Origin of the sequence: Brevibacterium sp. H602 (genome assembly GCF_051172395.1) — a bacterium.
In the GTDB taxonomy this organism is placed as follows: domain Bacteria; phylum Actinomycetota; class Actinomycetes; order Actinomycetales; family Brevibacteriaceae; genus Brevibacterium.
In genome coordinates, this window is the sequence record NZ_JBPIZD010000020.1 from 38,160 (window position 1) to 56,537 (window position 18,378).

The window sequence follows — 18,378 nt, forward strand, 5'->3', positions numbered from 1 at the left end:
AGCGTGTCCAGCTTCTCATCCCTGGCCCGGTCCTCGGCGATCATGACCGCCGGCACCATGACCTCGCGTGTGCTCGGCTTCGTCAAAGCCTCGATGCTGGCCATGGCGATCGGAGTCACGGCGGTCCAGGCCGATGCCTTCGATATCGCCAACAAGGTGCCGAACACCCTCTACATGCTGCTGGCCGGCGGCGTGGTCAATGCCGTCCTCGTCCCGCAGATCGTGCGTGCCTCCAAACGGGAGGACGGCGGCGAGGACTTCACGAACCGGCTGCTGACGCTGTCGTTCATGCTCCTGGCCGCCGTGAGCATCATCGCCACAGCTGCTGCCCCGCTGCTCGTCTGGCTCTACTCGTCGGGGTGGAGCGATGAACAGATGGCGCTGGCTACGGCTTTCGCCTTCTGGTGTCTGCCCCAGCTGTTCTTCTACGGCCTCTACACGCTGCTGGGCCAGGTGCTCAATGCGAAGTCGTCGTTCGGTCCCTATATGTGGGCACCGGTGCTCAACAACGTCGTCGCGATCGCCGGTCTCGCCGTCTTCATCCTCATCTTCGGCACGAACAATGCGTCTCCGCATGGGCTCGATACCTGGACCCCGGACAAGATCGCTCTCATCGCCGGAACGGCGACCCTCGGCGTTGCGGCTCAGGCGCTCATCCTCATCTGGCCGCTCAAGCGGATCGGCTTCAAGTACAGGCCGAAGTTCGGATTCCGCGGAGTCGGCCTCGGCTCGGCCGGCAAGGTCGCCTTCTGGACGTTCGCAGCCATGCTCATCGGTCAGATCGGGTTCCTCATCATCTCCCGCGTCGCCTCGGGGGCGTCTATCCCCGGCGACGGAAACGCCTCGAACGCCGCTTACACGACCGCCTACCTTGTGTTCATGCTCCCGCATTCACTCATCGCGGTGTCTCTGGCCACGGCGCTGTTCACCTCTCTGGCCAAGAACGCGGCCGATGAGGACACCGAAGCCGTCGTCGGCGACTTCTCGATGGGTGTGCGGATGGTCGGGATGGTCAACACCTTCGCCCTCGCCGCCCTCGTCGTCCTCGCCTCTCCAGTGGCCATGATCATCGCCGGTGAGGGACGGGAACAGGCCATGGCCATCGGTCTGGTCATCATCACGATGGTCTTCGGACTCGTTCCCTTCAGCGCGAACTATCTCGCGCAGCGAGTCTTCTACGCCTACGGGGATGCGAAGACCCCGTTCCTCATCCAGCTGCCGCAGATCATCTTCCAGTCCCTGGCGGTGCTCTCGGTATCGATCTTCCCGAAGTCGGTGACGGTGGCGATCATCGGTCTCGTCATGAGCCTCGGATATCTGATGGCGATGATCATCTCGTTTGCGGTCCTGAAGAAGCGCCTCGGCGCCATCGACCTGCGCGGAATCCTCACCTCGCACATGAAGTTCCTTCTCTCAGCGATCGTCGCCGCAGGCGCTGGGTTCGGTCTGCTCTACTTCTTCCCGGACTTCTCCCTGGCAGGACGCTGGCAGGCGTTCATCACCACGGCTGCCGTCGGCGTCGTGATGCTCCTGTTCTTCATCGGAGCTTGTTATTTGCTCAGAGTCAGAGAGTTGCATTCGATTATTGGCGTGGTAGCTGGAAAACTAAGGAAAACAGCCTGAGCCCCGTCAATCCCCACCGGAGGTGGTCGCCCTGATCGATATCGAACCCGGCATGGTGGTGGCCGGCCGTTATGTCGTATCGACCGTCGACCGCCGATGGCTTCCCGAAAAACCCGAGGTCGGTGCGGTCTGCACTGGGCTCGATGCGATCCTCGACGAACCCGTGCTCATCCTCGTCGCCGATGCCGACGGTTCCAACGACGTCCTCGAAGCCGCCCGTCGTGTATCGATCCTCGGTGACCCGCGCATCGCCCCGACCCTCGACGTCGGCCATTCCAACGGGCTGGACTACATCGTCATCAAGCGCATCGCGGTGACGCCGTTCAACCAGATCCTGCCCCGTTCGCCGCTGCCCGTCGACGCCGCCTGCGCGCTCATCGGCGAGGTCGGCTCGGCGCTCGTGACCTCGGCCAGGCGGGGACTGTTCCATATGTTCCTGCGTCCGAGCCTCGTCGGTCTGACGTCGAAGGGTGCGGTGGTCATCGCAGGCATCGGCATCGATGCGGCATTGGCGCTGGACACCGGGCTCGTCGAGCAGAAGGACTACACGCCGACCAAGGCCTCACGGCGAGACGCCCTCGCTCTCGTCCAGCTCTTCTACACTGCTCTGACCGGATACTGGCCCGGTGAAGAGGCATTCGACGGCATTCCTCCTGCGGAGAAGGAGAACGCCCGAATCGCCCGGGCGCAGGCGCTCAACCCCGATGTCCCTGACAGACTCGATGACTTCGTCAGTGGAATCATCACGGGTTCGGATCCCGGTCCGGGTTCGGTCGCCGAGGTTCTCGGCTACATCGACGAGTGGGACCCGGAACTGCTGCGCTACGTCAATCGTGCTCCGGTGGCGGAGAACGAGAATCTGTTCGATCAGTCGCCGCGCAGCTTCGATGAAGCCACCAGCCTGCCCGCTCCACGGTCGAAGACCATCGGACCCGGTCCCGGCAGTTCGACCAGCGCCAGCGAAGATCAGGTGCAGGCCGCCCTGGTGCGCATCGGAATCACCCGTCCGGGAACCCGGGGACTGGCCGCCGGAGTGGTCGGAAGCACCACGGGCCGCTATGCCGACAGGATGCAGATGCGCGAGGCCTCGAGCTTCCCGATCGCGAAGGAACAGCTCGACAGTGCCGCCCAGGACTGGGAGGAGTGGCAGCCGGAGCAGACGTATTCGGAGTATTCGGAGTACGCGGAGCACGAATACGACGAGAACCTCACGACCCCGATCATGAGTCGGGAAGACGATTCGGATCCCGACACTCAGGCACTTGAGATCGTCCCCGAGAACGATGACGACGGCGATGAGAACGATACGCGCGTGATCATGGACGGCGAGGACGAAGACGACGGTTCCTGGTTCCTCGGCGGCATGTTCGAAACCAATGAACAGCAGCGCGAGCATCAGCGACGTGAATATGAGCGTGAACGGCGGATCGCGAAGGCCAAGGAGGACGAGGCGCGCAGGCGGCTTGCCGCCTTCGAGGCGAGTTCGGCCGCCCGTCAGCAGGAAGCCAATGCTGCCGCACCGCCGAAGGAGATGCGCCGGCTGTCCCCGGACTCCGTGGACGAGCGAAGTGCAGGCGACGATCGTAAAGCCGTCGGAGAGCCCAGCGCCGAGGCGGCCGAGAACTCCTCAACTGTGCGTCCGGCCGAGCGCAAGGCCGGGAAACCTCGCCAACAGCACAGCGATTCGACCGATGCATCCCAGGCTGCGTCTGTGAAGAACCGAAACAAGGCTGCCGGGGCAGGAGGAGCCGCGGCTGCAGGCGTTGCCGGCGCTGCCGCGGCGGCGGGCGCTGCAGCCAAGTCCTCCGGTTCAGCGGCTTCGAGCTCCGCACCCGCAGCTGCCTCGGCCACGGCAGAGGGTGCCGGCGCTCGTGGCAGCACGGCTTCCGGCGGTGCAGGCAGCGGTTCCGGTGGAACAGGTCCCGACGAGCGTGATCCAGCTGCCACTCGGAAACCCTTCCTGTGGCTGGTTCTCGGCCTCGCGGTCGTTGCCGCAATCGTGCTCGGCATCGTCATCATCGGCTTCAACTCGGGAGACGAGGAGTCCACTCCGGTCTCCGAGACGTCCGCAGCGAGCGAGCAGCCGACGAAGAAGGAAGAGAAGAAGACTCCGAAAGCCGATCCTCCGAAGATCAAGACGGTCGAATCCCTCGACCCCGAAGGCGACGGATCGGAACACGACAGTGAAACCGAGAACGTCATTCCCAAGACCGAAGGGTCCTGGAACACCGACCGGTACAACTCGGCGAGCTTCGGCAATCTCAAATCCGGTGTCGGTCTGCTCTTCGAGTTCGAGGACGAGACCACCATGAGCAAGGTGAAGGTGGCGTCGGGGAACTCCGGAGGCAAGTTCGAGATCCGTGACGGTGAAGACCCCGAGGACGCGAAGGTCATCGGCGAAGGCGTGTTCGATGCCGACGGCGCCGTCACCGTGAAGTTCGATGAAGAGGTCAAGACGGACAAACTCATCCTCTGGGTCACCGAACTGCCGCAGACCGATGGCGGCTATAAGGCCACCATCAGCTCTGTGAAGTTCTTCTGAACCGACCAGCAGTTCCTCGCGCCCTGGTAGAAGGATCCCGGCGTCTTTCACGGCCTCCAGGGGAGCAACTGGGCTGGGTTCGACCGGCGGCTTCAATCCGGGATCCGGCTTCACTCACGGTCCCGTTGCAGGGAAGGGAGCCGGATGCCGGACAGGATGCGGGTGCGGAATAGTCCGCGGCACCGTACCGTTATAGATACGAACGTCATTTCGCGCGGCACTCCGCGGCGCGCTGAGCACAGCAGATAGAAGCAGGGAACTTTTCACATGACTGATACTCAACTGGTGATCATCGGATCGGGGCCGGCCGGTTACACCGCGGCCGTCTACGCGGCCCGTGCGAACCTCTCGCCGGTCGTCATCGCAGGATCGGTGACCGCAGGCGGCGAACTGATGAACACCACAGACGTCGAGAACTTCCCCGGATTCCCCGCCGGCGTACAGGGGCCCGAACTCATGGAGAGCATGCGCGAGCAGGCCGAGAAGTTCGGTGCCGAGGTCATCTACGACGATGTCGAGACCCTCAAACTCAACCCGGGTGCTCACGAGATCGAGACCGCTTTGGGGTCGCGTTACACAGCAAAGGCCGTGATCCTGGCGACCGGCTCGGCATACCGCGAACTCGGACTGCCCAATGAGAAGAAGCTCTCCGGGCACGGAGTCAGCTGGTGCGCCACCTGTGACGGATTCTTCTTCCGTGATCAGCACATCGCTGTCATCGGCGGTGGTGACTCGGCGCTTGAAGAGGCCACCTTCCTCACCCGCTTCGCCTCCAAGGTCACGCTGGTCCACCGCCGCCAGGAGCTGCGTGCTTCGCAGGCCATGCAGGACCGCGCGAACGCCGATGAGAAGCTCGAGTTCCTCCTCGACTCCGAGGTCGCCGAAGTCCACGGCGAAGATTCCCTCACCGGGCTGACCATCCGCAACACCGAGACCGGGGAGACCTCAGAACTGCCGGTGACCGGCATGTTCGTGGCTATCGGTTCCGACCCCCGCACAAGCCTGTTCGCCGATCAGCTTGAGATGCGCGCCGACGGGTACCTCAGCGTCGATGGTCGCACTTCGAAGACGTCTGTCGAGGGCGTCTTCGCTGCCGGCGACGTCATCGATTCGGTCTACCGTCAGGCCATCACTGCTGCCGGTTCGGGCTGCTCGGCCGCGCTGGACGCCGAACATTACCTCGGTGATCTCGAGGCTGCTTCTAAGCCCGCCGTGGCGGAGGCAGCAGTCGCCGAAGCCCCAGTCGCTTCCTGATCCCGAAACGTCCGTTCGTATAGCTGCTCGTGACAGCACATCGGGCCGAGCGAATAGACCCGGGAATGAAAGATCCAGCTCCACTGTTCCGATAGAGACATTCGTTGTGAAGGAAGGTTACTCATGTCGACAGAAGTCACTGATGCCACGTTCGAAGAGAACGTACTGAAGTCCGACAAGCCCGTACTCGTCGATTTCTGGGCTCCTTGGTGCGGCCCCTGCCGTATGGTCAGCCCTATCGTCGACCAGATCGCCGAAGAGCACGGAGACAAGCTCAACGTGGTCAAGGTCAACACTGACGAGAACCTCGAGACCGCAAGCACCTATGGAATCACCTCGATTCCGGCGCTCTACGTCTTCAAGGACGGCGAAGTCGCCAAGACCATCATCGGCGCACGTCCGAAGCCCGCACTCGAGGATGAGCTCTCCGACTTCATCTGATCGAGTTCTAAGGCGCCTGTTGTAGTATCAACGGGCGCCTTAGGCATTTCTGAGCGCCACTGAACACTGACCCTCGAAACGTATCACCGACGATTGGCACCGCATTGACGAACCCGAACTTACCGCGCTACTCGCGCGGCGACATTTCCGAAATGCTGCCCAATATCAAAGCTCAGATGGCCCGTTTGGGGCTCCATGTCGGTGATACCGAGACCGCGGACTTCGATCGAGCTTTCGAGTTGGGTGTCCGCCAGTTCCAGCAAGATCGGGGGATCCTCTGCGACGGTGTGTTGGGCCCTGAGACATTTTCTGCGCTGGAGCAGGCTCGATATCAGTTGGGCGACCGTGTGCTCCGATTCGACCCCGTGAGAGTGCTGACAGGCGATGATGTCGTCGACCTCCAGACCAAGCTCGCAGGCCTGGGCTTCTATCCGGGTCGTATCGATTCCGAGTACGCGTCACTGACCGAGACAGCGGTCAAGGAACTGCAGATGAGTTTGGGCACCAAGGTAGACGGAGTCACTGGACCGCAGACTCTCCGCGGTCTCAACGCGATCGACCGCAACCAGGACACCGGCAATCTTTTCGCGCTTCAGGAGCGTGCACGCGTGGCGGCTTCGGGTACGTCCCTCGTCGGCCGAACTTTCGTCATCGAGGCAGCAACTACAGTTGTAGATTTCCAGACGCTGCCGATGACGGATGAACAGTCGGCTCTCGAGCGTCAGATCACTCTCGATATCGCAAGTCGCCTTGTCGGTCGTTTGGAAGCCATCGGGGCAGGAGCTCTACTCCTCGAAGGCGATGCCGTCGAAGTCAATCGCGCGGATACCCTCGGCGCATCTGCGGTCATCACCGTCACAGCGGATGTCAGCAAATCCAAGGATGCCAACGGATTGGCGACCTTCTACTTCGGTCACGAACGTCAGTCGGACCTCAATTCGCCGACGGGGCAGAAGCTGGCAGAGCTCATCCAAGGAGAACTGGTCGCACGGACCGGAATGCTCGACTGCCGCACGCATGCACGCACGTGGTTATCACTCAAGCGACTGAAGACACCGAAGGTCCATGTCGTCAGCGGTTACCTCACCAACCAAGACGATCTCGAGAACCTCCAGGATCCGCACGTGCGAGACGCGATCGCCGACGGCATAGCCGCTGCACTGCAGCGCCTCTACATTGTGGAGGACAAGGATCCTCAGACAGGCACTCTCAGTCTCGATGCCATCAAAGCGCTGAACTAGTCAGCCAGCTTCTACGAACATCTTTGCAGAGCCGTGTTCCTTGAATAGGAGCACGGTTCTTCTCACTTCAGTCTTGAACCTCAGAGAACGGAACACCCGCCGACTGAAGACCGACACAAGGCGCTCTATACAAGCATCGAGGACGGGTTGATACAACCCCGAAAGAACACATACCACGACTCCCGGTCGATCCGCTCGTCCGCTGCGCAGTGGGCGAGACGAACTTAGTCGAGCTCGCACCCCGTGCCCGCGAGCCAGCACCGTGGGCCCGCGACTTAGCACAATGAGCCCCGCCACGATATGTTTCACGTGAAACGGCGCCCGTAGCAAACTTCAACCAGACACATCACCCGGATCAAATTGGGCTTCCGCTGAGAAGCGAGCCACTTTGAAGCCAACCTACTATTTGAAACCATCGGCCCCGCCCTCGTGTGACTTCGCAGCGACCATTCGCTCAGGCGGGTTCGCAGTCTCACCACGACCGACAGAGAATAGTTCCAATACAGTTGCTTCGTTTCACGTGAAACCATTTGGACTCTCCGCCGGAATAGGGCAAAAGAAAGCACCAACACCACGTAAGAGACCTGGCGGACACCAGCGCATCCGTATGGAAGCACAATAACCCTGCCATGCGCTCCTAAACCAATTTCGGTGGCACCTGCCGAGCACCTGTGGCAGCGCCACCTCTGCGAATGAGCGACCTAATCACCCAACCGAAAGCCGCAGCCGAATATGCTCTCACTCGGCACATCGAGACGACATGCATACGAGTGTAAAAGCACTCTGCTTCACACCTAACCCTAGAGACCTCGCTTGAATGCTCGCTCAACTACAAAGCGGCGGCGGAATTGCCTCCACCCTCTCCTGGGGAGTGGGTCGTTTCACGTGGAACATCGGTATCAAGATTCAGCCAGTGCCGGCAGTTGCCCCCTGCGTGAAAGAAGAGAGAACGTCCTCGCCTCTGATCGGTCGGTAGCAGCGACAAACGACCTAATTCACCCGTATATGTTCACTACGAAATGAACAGGCATTCTCCCGTCAGCCGGCTCCAATAGCCGGTGAAGATACGTTCTTCGACAGAAAACGTTTCACGTGAAACGGAATCTCCACTTGAAAGCCGTCGAAAGCAGTTCACCGCCACGGGTGGTCATCGCTGAGACTGAGTCAGACTGATCATAGACCAGACAACGACAAAATGAACATCTCTTCGTCTCGCCACGTATGACGAAGGCCAAGCCCACAGACAACGCCCGACGGCGTTACAGTCACGAAAGCGTTACAACTTGGTACGACAGACCAGGCAATACAAAATAGCCGAAGCACCGGCAACAGTGAAGGATTGAACACCCAAGCGCCGTAATAGCGACGCAGAACCGCTCTTTTCAAATATTTCCCATCAACATACAAAACGTCTGAGCTTGCTCGGGCAAACCCAGTTTCACGTGAAACATTTGCCATAGAACCGCTGCATCACGTGCCGAAGTACGCTGAATACGTCGATATCGTCTGAGGCACCATCCTATTCGCCACCTCCTGGATTCAGCTCGTCATTCCAAACACGCTCACCGGGTTGCCGGGTACGTCGGGCCCGAGGAATGATGCTCTTGACGATTGTCCGTGGACACTACGACAGCGATCAACTGCAGTCAGCCATTGAATCGACATTAGATTGCAGACAGCAGCATTGAGCCGTAGAAGACCGTTCGATTCTCCAATGACGCCCAAAGAGAGGCTCCGATCTACGAATTCCATTCCATCCAGACTTGTTTCACATGAAACGCCACTCCCGCTCTCGTCGATCCAATTCGACTAGCCAGCAGAATCACCGGAACACACTTACCGCAATATAGGGTGTGTACCCACGATGATGCGCTATCCGGCGGAACCCAGACGCTCGAATTCGTCAGTTCATACCGCGCCGACCAACGGCGCTCGATCCGCAGGGCGTTAAATCACGGAGGCGGAAGGGGTGTTCCTGAAACCGTTCATTAGCGTCTGAAGGGTGGATCGGCCATTCTCAGGAGGCGAAAGTCGAAAGCTGATAAACCGAAATCCCTAACCAATTGGACGCGTAGAGAGCTGTCCGAATCGTTGTCCTGTTGGGGGTCCGGTAAGGGCATCGCGGGCGCAGTCACCTCTGTCTACGCAAGGCATTAACAACGGTTTCACGTGAAACATCGACTCGTCCGATATTGAAGCAGAGAACGACCTAGGCACATTAGCACCAACGTACCTCGTTTGAATTTGACGAGATTCTGTAGGGATATGACATAAGTTCCGATTCGCACGCCCCCTATTTCGTTAGAATAGCTGCCGCGCGTTTCACGTGAGACAGCGACATCTACTCAGTTTCGACCTACCTTCAGCAAGTACTCCTACTTGTCTCGAACCAGAGTATGGCCGCTCCAGTCGAAGCTACGGCGGCCGATCTGACCGTCCCGTTTCACGTGAAACAGCGCCTTAGGCAACGCACTCCTGATAGGTGACCAGCATAAAGACGCTTTCAGACTTTCTACCCACATCTACTAGAAGATGCATTCCTGAAACCCGCAGACTAACAGTGGGCCTCCTCGTCTCACCAGCGCACACCTAACGGGTGCAGAACTCACCACTAGAAACGTTCATACTAGCGATCTAATCCATGCTTCGAGGTGATTGGACGGAACAGGGATGAATACTTCCGACGACCTCGTTGGTCGGTCGACGAGTCGAACGGCAGCCAGCATCCCCACCGTTTCACGTGAAACGGTGGGGCCGTCGACGCATCAGCGAAAACCCACCTGGAGAATGTCGATAGTGACGTTCCAGCGCCTTGCCCGTGGAAACTCACACACTGTTTCAGGCAGCGTCCGCGACAAAAGAATGGGCTTCAGGGAAACATCCCAAAGCCCATCTTCACCTATTGCATTCTGTTCAGAGTGCGTCCTCATTCGAGATTCCCAACAGACCGAGAATACGGTCGAGATCCTCTTGATTCGCAAACTCCACACTCAGCTTGCCTTTGCGTTTGCCAACGGAGATGTTCACTTTGGTGTCGAGACGATCGCCCAAACGTTCAGCTACCGCGAGGAACTCCGGGGCCACCTTTGTCGTTGCACGTGAAACATTGATCGAATCACCTCGGTTGAGCAGAACGACAGCTTCTTCCGATGCCCTGACGGATAGACCCTCAGCAACGATTCGCTGCGCTAGCACTTCCATATGCTCCGGATCGCGCAGGCCGAGAATCGCCCGGGCATGACCAGCCGAAATGACGCCGGCAGCCACCCTCCTCTGCACGAGAGGAGGCAGGCGCAACAGACGCAGGGTATTGGAGATCTGTGGCCGAGAACGCCCAATACGCTCGGACAGCTCTTCCTGCGTGCACCCGAAGTCTTCGAGCAGCTGGCCATAAGCCGCTGCCTCTTCTAGTGGATTGAGCTCTGCACGGTGCAGGTTCTCCAGAAGCGCGTCACGGAGGAGGTCTGTGTCTTCGACATACCGGATGATTGCCGGAATCGTCGACAGACCAGCGTCCTTCGTCGCGCGAAGACGCCTCTCACCCATGATGAGCTCGAAGCGCGAGCGGTCGCTCGGCTTCTGCCTGACGACGACAGGCTGAAGGACGCCGATCTCACGAATGCTGTGGACCAATTCCGCCAGCAGATCTTCGTCAAAGACCGTTCGCGGCTGCCTGGGATTCGCATCGATCAGATCGACGTCAATCTCACCGAACTCGGTATCCGGAATCGATTCGACGCCTTCATAATCTTCGAGATCGCCCTCATCGGCGGTCTCCGAGGCGTCGGAGTCTGCCGATTCTTCGGTCGAGGATGAAGTACTCTTCCCTGCATTGGATTCAGTAGCTGTTGAAGTATCTGAATCCGAGGTCTCCGCCAGTCGAGACTCACCTTCGGAATCTTCTGACTCAGCATTCACTACATGCGTAGTGGCTGCTTGTTCATGAACTTCGGTGCCCTCGGACCGAACCTCTTCATCCGCCTCGTTGTCGTCATGGCTTCGACCAGACGACGTGTAAACGCCCGGATGCGTTTCGCGAACATCGTCCTCGGTCGACGCTGCTGCGGCGGACTCTGAGGACTGAGAGTCATTGATAAGGTCAGAGCTCACGTCGACCGACTCATTGCCGGTCGGCTCAGCCGAACTGGATTCAGCAGACGATCTCGCCGCTGGAGTCTCCATTTCGCCTGAGCTCGCCGCGGAGCCAGAAACCGCGGCGGAGGACGATGTCTTCCGCGTCGTATTCTTCGGCGCTGCAGACGCCTTCTCTGCGCTCTCCGCTGGGGTAGCAGAGGACGGACCGGACGCCGGCCGAGCAGAAGACCCAGCCTTCGTCTTCGTTGACGTCGATTCGGCGCCAGCAGAAGTTCTGGAGGAACCGCTCCCGGTGGCCTTCGATGCACTGGCCTTCGATGCGCTCGACTTCGCCGTCGAGGCCTTCGTTCCCGTCGTCTTGGAGGTCGCCGTCTTCGTCCCTGTCGACTTAGACGCAGTGGACTTAGAAGCGGTCGATTCAGAGGCGGTCGATTCAGAGGCGGTCGACTTCGAACCCGCGGGCTTGGACGCAGAGGTCTTGGACCCAGAGGTCTTGGACGACGCAGCCTTGGTCGTTCCCGATTTTGTCGACCCGGCCTCCGAGGACGCTGTCTTCGAGGCAGCAGTCTCAGTCTCGGTATCTGCCCCGGAAGTCGCGGAGGTCGATCGAGTTGTCCCGGAAGCCTTCGGCTTGCGTCGTCGGGACGACTGCATAGACGCAGCTGGGTCCGTGCGCGCAGTACGTGACGTCTTCGTCTCGCTCTCGCGTTTGCCGTCTTCCGCGTTCCCGCCGGAGAAGAACACATCCACCGGACGATCATTGGAGTTCGCGTCGGGGATCAATGCTCCGAGGCCCCGCCCCAGGCCCCTCTTTTTGCGTTCAACCACGACTTACTCCTCGATTCGCAATTTCTTCGGCGGCTTCCCGATAAGACAGGGCACCGCTGGAATGTGGGTCATATGAGATCACGGTCTGGCCGTAGCTCGGTGCCTCAGAGATCCTCACCGAGCGCGGAATGGCGGTACCGAGGACCTGCTCCGGGAAGTGAGTACGCACATCTTCAGCGACCTGAGCACTGAGGTTCGTCCGTCCGTCATACATCGTCAGCAGAATCGTCGTGATCGCCAATTCGGGATTGAGATGCTTCTGGATGAGCTGGATGTTCTTCAGCAGCTGGCTGAGGCCCTCGAGTGCATAGTATTCGCACTGGATCGGGATGAGGACTTCGCGAGCGGCCACGAAAGCGTTCACCGTCAGCAGACCGAGGCTGGGCGGGCAGTCGATGATGATGTAGTCGACGCGATCTCCCGCTGCTTCCTCCTCCTTGAGGTAGATGCCCAAGGCACGCTGCAGTCGCTGTTCACGTGCGACGAGGGACACGAGTTCGATCTCCGCGCCGGCGAGATCGATGGTGGCCGGCACGCACTTGAGAGTGTCGAAATCCGGACACTGCGCCACCGCCTCGCGCATCGGAACGTCATCGATGAGGACGTCGTAGATGCTCGTGACCTCGGAATAGTGGTCGATACCCAGCGCGGTGCTCGCGTTTCCCTGCGGATCGATGTCAATGAGCAGGACGTTGAGCCCCTGATTGGCCAGGGCCGCTGCGATGTTCACCGCCGTCGTGGTCTTTCCGACGCCACCCTTCTGGTTCGCGATCGTAAAGATACGGGTCGAGTCCGGCCGTGGAAAGGTTGTCTGCGACAGTCGATCCGCACGCCGGTTGTCCCGTGCAATCGCGGCACCAATGGGAGACGACTCATCCATGATCGGCATAGGGCGCACTCCATCATCCATCGGTTTCACAAGGCTCTTCCAGCCTAGACCAACTCTACTTCGTACTATTTCTTGACGATCTCGACGACACGACTCGGGACCTCGAGGATGCCGCCGCCATCGACGACGTGGATCTGAGGTTGGGACAGTCGATACCGTTTGATCAGTTTCTTCGCCTTGACCAGCTCGCCTTCGACGGAAGCTCCCTTTAGGGCGAGGATCCGGCCCCCGGGGCTGATGACCTCGCGGGTCCATTCGATCAGAGTCGTCATCGCCTTGACCGCGCGTGCGGTGACGACCGTGAACATCTCCTCGTCGACGAGCTCCTCGACGCGAGCACGCACGATCCGCACGTTCTCGAGTCCCAGATCGTCGACGACCATGTTCAGCCATTCGACACGGCGCTCCATCGGTTCGATGAGAACGATCTTCGCCTCGGGGCGCATCAGTGCGATCGGAATACCCGGCAGTCCGGCGCCGCTGCCGACATCACCGACGACATCATTTTCATTGATGTATTCGGCAACAACAGCGCAGTTGAGGATGTGCCGGGTCCACAGTCGATCGACCTCGCGCGGTCCGATGAGACCCCACTCTATTCCGGTGGTGGCCAGGTGTTCGGCATACCGCTGCGCGGCAGGATAAGCCGCACCGAAGTACTCTTCGGTGCCGGACGGAGGCGACTCGATCTCCGCCGGCGTCGACTCGTTCGAGAGCTCGGTGTCGTTCTCGGGCTGATCAGTCATCGGCGAGCCGGATGACGACATGACGACCGTCGCCCTCACCCTCGGACTCCGAAACCAGACCGGCGCGGGCAGCCTGGTCGTGGATGATCTTGCGCTCGAAGCTGTTCATCGGCTTGAACGCGAACTCCTCGCCGCCGTCCTTGACTTCGGCGATCGCGCGTTTGGCCTTCTTGATCAGCTCTTCGCGACGACTGTTGCGGAAACCGTCGATATCGAGCATCAGCCACGACCGCTGACCGGTCTGAGTCTGCACCGCCAGACGGCTGAGTTCCTGAAGCGCACCGAGGGTGCGGCCCTCACGGCCGACCAGGGTGCCCAGGTTGGAGTCCTCGTCGTCCTCGCAGACGATGGACAGCTGTGCACGGCCGTCGGCGACATCGATATCGATATCGCCGTCGATATCGGCCAGATCCATCAGCTCTTCGAGGTAGTCCGCGGCGATCTCGCCCTCTTCTTCGAGGAGTTCGGCACGGCTCGGCTTCGGCGAGGTCTCCTCCGGAGTCTCTTCCGGTGTCTGTTCGGAGGTCTCGTCGATCTTCTCTTCGGTCATGTCTGTCCTCAGCGCTTCTTGTTCTTCTTACGGTTCTTGCTCACAGGCTGCTGCCGCTGGCCGCTCTTCTTCGGGGCCTCCTCGGTGACGGTCGATCCCTTGAGCTCGTCCTGCTTCACAGTCTTGCCCCTGCGAGCCTTGCGCTCAAGCATCTCCTTCTCGGCCTTCGAGCCGGGAGCGGGCATATTGCGGATGACCATGTGCTGCTGGGCCATCGTCCAAGTGTTCGAGACCAGCCAGTAGATGAGGACACCGAGCGGGAAGTAGATTCCGCCGATGCCGAAGACGAGAGGCATCACGTAGAGCAGCATCTTCTGCGACTGCATCATCGGGTTGGCCATTGCCGACTCCGACATGTTCTTCGCCATCATCTGCTTCTGCGTGATGAACATGGTGGCGGCCATGATGACGATGAGGACACCTGTCAGCAGCTTGACCGCAAAGCCCGGGTCGGTGAAGACCGCCGAAAGGCTGATGCCGAAGATCGAGGACTGCTCGGCCTGAATCGCCAGCTGCTGCGTGAAACCGCCGATGGCTCCGACGTCACCGGAGGCGACCTTCGGCATATTGTGGATGACGCGGAAGAGCGAGAAGAAGATGGGCATCTGCACGAGCAGCGGCAGACACGATGCCCACGGGCTCGTCTTGTTGTCGCGGAACAGCGCCATCTGCTCTTCGGCCATGGCCTGGCGGGAGTACTGGTCCTTCTTGCCCTTGTACTTCGCCTGCAGGCGCTGGATCTCCGGCTGCAGCAGCTGCATCTTGCGCTGCGACTTGATCTGGTAGACGAAGAGGGGGATGAGGAGAGCACGGATGACCACGGTCAGTCCGGCGATCGAGAGGACCCAGGTCCAACCGCTGGCGGCCTCGAGACCGATTGCGGTGAAGATCTCGTGGAAGATCGCGAGGATCCAAGCAACTACCCACTGCAGCGGGTAGAGCAGCTTGTCCATCCAGTCCATTCAGTTCTCCTCGTTACACCGATTCTTGCGCGAAGTTCATTTTGCCATTGTTCACAGGTCTGCGCGACACGACGTGTGCCCCGAGGCAGTCCGCATCTTCACGCTCGTGCGCGGACTGCAAGTTCAATATGTTCAGGTGTGTGCCTGACCGCGGTGGATGGTCTTCGACCTGGCCTCCCGCGCCGAGCCCGGCACGTGGTCGACACCTCCGTGCGACCACGGATTGCAGCGCAGTATTCGCCACCCAGTTAACACCACGCCCTTGAGAACTCCGTGTATCTCGAACGCCTCGAGACCGTACATGGAGCAGCTGGGGTAGTAGCGACACACTTGGCCGTAGAGAGGTGAGATCACGATCCGATAGGCGCGGATGAACCAGACGAACGGCATCCTCGGTCCGATCAGGACGATCCAGCCGAGTGTCGGCCAGAAACCTGCCGGCCGGCGGGGCACCTCGGAGACATGCTTCAGATCATGCTCGGCGTCCACGACGTTCCAGCTTCTTCTCTGCCTTGACCAGCAGCTCGTCGACCTCGGCGGACAGTACGGCGAAGTCGACCTGTCCGGCATGCGGCAGCGCCCGGATGACGAACAGATCTCCTGATCTCAGCTTACCGAGCCGCGCACGCATGATCTCGCGCAGGCGGCGTTTGGTGCGGTTGCGCACCACGGCATTTCCGACGGCCTTGGATACGATGAAACCCACGCGTGCAGCGTGGGTATCATCGGTGTCTCTCAGGCTGTGCGCCATGAGATGCTCTGTGCGCACCCGGACCCCGGCTCTGAAGATTCGTCTGAAGTCTTCGCCGCTGCGGATCCGATGTGCCGCGTCAAGCATGCTCAGGCCGAAATGTCGGAACGTCCCTTGCGACGACGTGCAGCCAGGATCGAGCGGCCCGCGCGGGTGCGCATACGCAGACGGAAGCCGTGCTTCTTGGCGCGCTTACGGTTGTTGGGCTGGAATGTACGCTTGCTCACTTCAGTCTCCGATTTCTAGGTTGCGGGTGAACGCCGGTGCGTTCTCACAAAAAACGGCGGTGCGAGTCTCGACCGCCGAGCACTCCTGTGCATAAGAGCCAAAAGATAATCAGGATAATCGGATGAAGCCCGGTACACAGGACACTCCATCTTAGCGAGGCGGAATCGGACCGGTCAAACGGGATCCGCATGTTTCACGTCACGCTCGCCCGAAATTCATCGCCGTTCGCGTTCGCGTCATCAAGGCCCATCCACAAGTCACACCCATGTAGTTTTCCACAAGCTTATCCACGAGTGTGGAGATTCACTGGGCTGAGTCGGCACTAGTCCACATTCTGTGGAAAACTATGTGGAAGTCATGCACAGGTGTGGATCACGCCAGAACGAATTTTTTGAAAGCTGAGGAAATGTGACGGTGTCGAATTCCAAGAATGAGCTCATCGGCCGCTGGCACACGGTGGTCTCAAACCTGGAACAGGACCCAGACCTCACGTCGCATCAGAAGGGATTCCTCTCCCTCGCGTTGCCGAAGGCCCTCGTCGACAATGCGCTCATCCTTCTCGCCGTGCGTGACGAACACACCCGCCGCACCATCGAGACCCGACTGCTCGGCCCTCTGACCAGGGAGTTCTCAAAGGTGCTCGGTTTCGAGGTGACCTTCGGCTTCGTCGTCGATCCTGAACTCGACGTGCCGATCCGCTTCGAAGACCTCATTGGAGAGTCGACCCCTGGAACCCAGGTTCCCATCGATCCGGTCACCTCCACCTCGGCGACGGGATCCCCTGAACCCACCCCCACCGAGGCGACCGAACCGGTCCGGCCGGCACCCGCCGATCATTCGACGCCCGAATTCGCTCAGCCGCACCAGGGCCAGCCGGCTGCGCAGACCTCGGGTACCCAGATGCCACAGGCTCAGGCATCGGCGCTTCCGGCAACGCAGACGCCCGCCTCGCAGCCGCAGGCTCCCGACGATTCCGGCATGACTGACCGTGAGATGAAGATCGCCGAGGCGACAGCCGCCCCGATGGGCCCGCCCGTCGATGCTCCCGGCGTCGCTCAGCTCAACCCGAAATACACCTTCGACACCTTCGTCATCGGCGCTTCCAACAGGTTCGCCCATGCAGCGGCCTTCGCTGTCGCCGAGGCACCGGCCAAGGCCTACAATCCTCTGTTCATCTATGGGGACTCGGGATTGGGCAAGACCCACCTGCTCCACGCGATCGGCTACTACGCGACACAGCTGTTCCCAGAGATCCGAGTGAAGTACGTCTCCAGCGAAGAGTTCGTCAACGACTTCATCAATACGATCGGCTCATCGAAGACCTCGAATGCTCTGCGTCCCGCCTTCCAGCGCCGCTACCGCGAGGTCGACATCCTCATGATCGACGACATCCAGTTCCTACAGGGCAAGGATGCGACCGTCGAAGAGTTCTTCCATACATTCAACGCCCTGCACAATGAGGCCAAACAGGTCGTCATCACCTCCGATCAGCCGCCGAAGATGCTCAAGGGCTTCGAAGAGCGGCTGCGCTCCCGATTCGAATGGGGTCTGCTCACGGACGTGCAGCCTCCGGACATGGAGACTCGGTTCGCGATTCTGCGCCGCAAGGCCGCAGCCGAGCAGCTCGATGTTCCCGACGATGTCCTCGAATACATCGCCTCCCGTGTGTCCTCGAACATCCGCGAACTCGAAGGCGCCCTCATCCGGGTCACGGCATTCGCCAACCTCAACGATCAGCAGATCGACGTCTCCTTGGCCGAGACCGTTCTCAAGGACTTCATCACCCCCGATGACACCCCCGCGGTCACGGCCGCGGACATCATGGGCCAGACCGCTGCCTACTTCAGCCTCACCCTCGACGACCTGTGCGGAACCTCCCGGTCCAGGACTCTGACGACGGCCAGGCAGATCGCCATGTATCTGTGCCGTGAGCTCACCGACCTCTCCCTGCCGAAGATCGGACAGGCGTTCGGTGGACGCGATCACACCACCGTGATGCACGCGAACAAGAAGATTCGAACTCAGATGGCTGAACGACGGGCCGTCTACACCCAGGTCACCGAACTCACAAACCGCATTAAACAACAGCACCGCCTATAGAAGACGTCATACACATCTGTGGATAACCCTGGGGACAATTGCTCACAGCTTGGGGAAAGAGCGGTGGACAAAACTGGTCCACGGGTGGAAAGATGTGAACTACATGCTTGTGTTTACCCAAGCGCCCA

The 18,378-nt window shown here is 60.1% G+C and carries 15 protein-coding genes; 7 read left to right on the forward strand and 8 right to left on the reverse strand.

Going from position 1 to position 18,378, the window contains the following annotated elements; genetic code table 11:
- Positions 1–3 precede the first annotated feature (3 nt).
- The 5 genes from murJ to ACSBQT_RS14305 all read left to right on the forward strand — a co-directional run bounded on the left by murJ (position 4) and on the right by ACSBQT_RS14305 (position 7,101).
- On the forward strand, positions 4–1,623 hold the full coding sequence (gene murJ, locus ACSBQT_RS14285; protein ID WP_410709316.1) for a murein biosynthesis integral membrane protein MurJ: 1,620 nt from the start codon (positions 4–6) through the stop codon (positions 1,621–1,623).
- Between the two features lie 22 nt (positions 1,624–1,645).
- Entirely contained in the window at positions 1,646–4,165 is a 2,520-nt protein-coding gene (locus ACSBQT_RS14290) for a virulence factor MviN (protein WP_410709317.1), read from the forward strand.
- Between the two features lie 267 nt (positions 4,166–4,432).
- Entirely contained in the window at positions 4,433–5,419 is a 987-nt protein-coding gene (gene trxB, locus ACSBQT_RS14295; protein ID WP_410709318.1) for a thioredoxin-disulfide reductase, read from the forward strand.
- Positions 5,420–5,542: 123 nt separating this feature from the next.
- On the forward strand, positions 5,543–5,860 hold the full coding sequence (gene trxA / locus ACSBQT_RS14300) for a thioredoxin (protein ID WP_039211718.1): 318 nt from the start codon (positions 5,543–5,545) through the stop codon (positions 5,858–5,860).
- Between the two features lie 152 nt (positions 5,861–6,012).
- Positions 6,013–7,101, forward strand: a complete 1,089-nt coding sequence (locus ACSBQT_RS14305) for an N-acetylmuramoyl-L-alanine amidase (RefSeq protein WP_410709319.1) — start codon at positions 6,013–6,015, stop codon at positions 7,099–7,101.
- A 2,913-nt stretch (positions 7,102–10,014) separates the two neighbouring features.
- On the opposite strand, the gene ACSBQT_RS14310 is transcribed toward ACSBQT_RS14305, so the two are convergent.
- Positions 10,015–11,211: a ParB/RepB/Spo0J family partition protein gene (locus ACSBQT_RS14310; RefSeq protein WP_435001939.1), complete on the reverse strand. Its 1,197-nt coding sequence runs from the start codon at positions 11,209–11,211 to the stop codon at positions 10,015–10,017.
- Between ACSBQT_RS14310 and ACSBQT_RS14315 the strand changes: the two genes are divergently transcribed.
- On the forward strand, positions 11,192–12,100 hold the full coding sequence (locus tag ACSBQT_RS14315; protein WP_435001940.1) for a hypothetical protein: 909 nt from the start codon (positions 11,192–11,194) through the stop codon (positions 12,098–12,100). The genes ACSBQT_RS14310 and ACSBQT_RS14315 overlap by 20 nt on opposite strands.
- On the opposite strand, the gene ACSBQT_RS14320 is transcribed toward ACSBQT_RS14315, so the two are convergent.
- The 7 genes from ACSBQT_RS14320 to rpmH all read right to left on the reverse strand — a co-directional run bounded on the left by ACSBQT_RS14320 (position 12,017) and on the right by rpmH (position 16,149).
- The gene (locus ACSBQT_RS14320; RefSeq protein ID WP_139467600.1) at positions 12,017–12,913 is read right to left on the reverse strand and encodes a ParA family protein; all 897 of its coding nucleotides are present in this window, start codon (positions 12,911–12,913) and stop codon (positions 12,017–12,019) included. The two genes, ACSBQT_RS14315 and ACSBQT_RS14320, sit on opposite strands and share 84 nt — an antisense overlap.
- A 65-nt stretch (positions 12,914–12,978) precedes the next feature.
- Positions 12,979–13,659, reverse strand: a complete 681-nt coding sequence (gene rsmG, locus ACSBQT_RS14325) for a 16S rRNA (guanine(527)-N(7))-methyltransferase RsmG (protein ID WP_410709322.1) — start codon at positions 13,657–13,659, stop codon at positions 12,979–12,981.
- On the reverse strand, positions 13,652–14,209 hold the full coding sequence (locus tag ACSBQT_RS14330) for a protein jag (protein ID WP_139909522.1): 558 nt from the start codon (positions 14,207–14,209) through the stop codon (positions 13,652–13,654). The genes rsmG and ACSBQT_RS14330 overlap by 8 nt, the downstream gene beginning before the upstream one ends.
- An 8-nt stretch (positions 14,210–14,217) precedes the next feature.
- Positions 14,218–15,171, reverse strand: coding sequence for a membrane protein insertase YidC (yidC, locus tag ACSBQT_RS14335; protein ID WP_410709323.1), 954 nt, complete (start codon positions 15,169–15,171; stop codon positions 14,218–14,220).
- A 132-nt stretch (positions 15,172–15,303) separates the two neighbouring features.
- Positions 15,304–15,660 carry a membrane protein insertion efficiency factor YidD gene (gene yidD, locus ACSBQT_RS14340; RefSeq protein ID WP_248283866.1) on the reverse strand — a complete coding sequence of 119 codons (357 nt, stop codon included), beginning with the start codon at positions 15,658–15,660 and terminating at the stop codon, positions 15,304–15,306.
- Positions 15,644–16,009, reverse strand: a complete 366-nt coding sequence (rnpA, locus tag ACSBQT_RS14345) for a ribonuclease P protein component (RefSeq protein ID WP_410709324.1) — start codon at positions 16,007–16,009, stop codon at positions 15,644–15,646. The genes yidD and rnpA overlap by 17 nt, the downstream gene beginning before the upstream one ends.
- Positions 16,010–16,011: 2 nt before the next feature.
- Entirely contained in the window at positions 16,012–16,149 is a 138-nt protein-coding gene (gene rpmH / locus ACSBQT_RS14350; RefSeq protein ID WP_039211706.1) for a 50S ribosomal protein L34, read from the reverse strand.
- A gap of 415 nt (positions 16,150–16,564) precedes the next feature.
- On the opposite strand from rpmH, the gene dnaA reads away from it, so the two are divergent.
- Complete coding sequence (dnaA, locus tag ACSBQT_RS14355) at positions 16,565–18,250, forward strand: chromosomal replication initiator protein DnaA (protein ID WP_370035077.1); 1,686 nt, start codon at positions 16,565–16,567, stop codon at positions 18,248–18,250.
- The last annotated feature ends 128 nt before the right edge of the window (positions 18,251–18,378 follow it).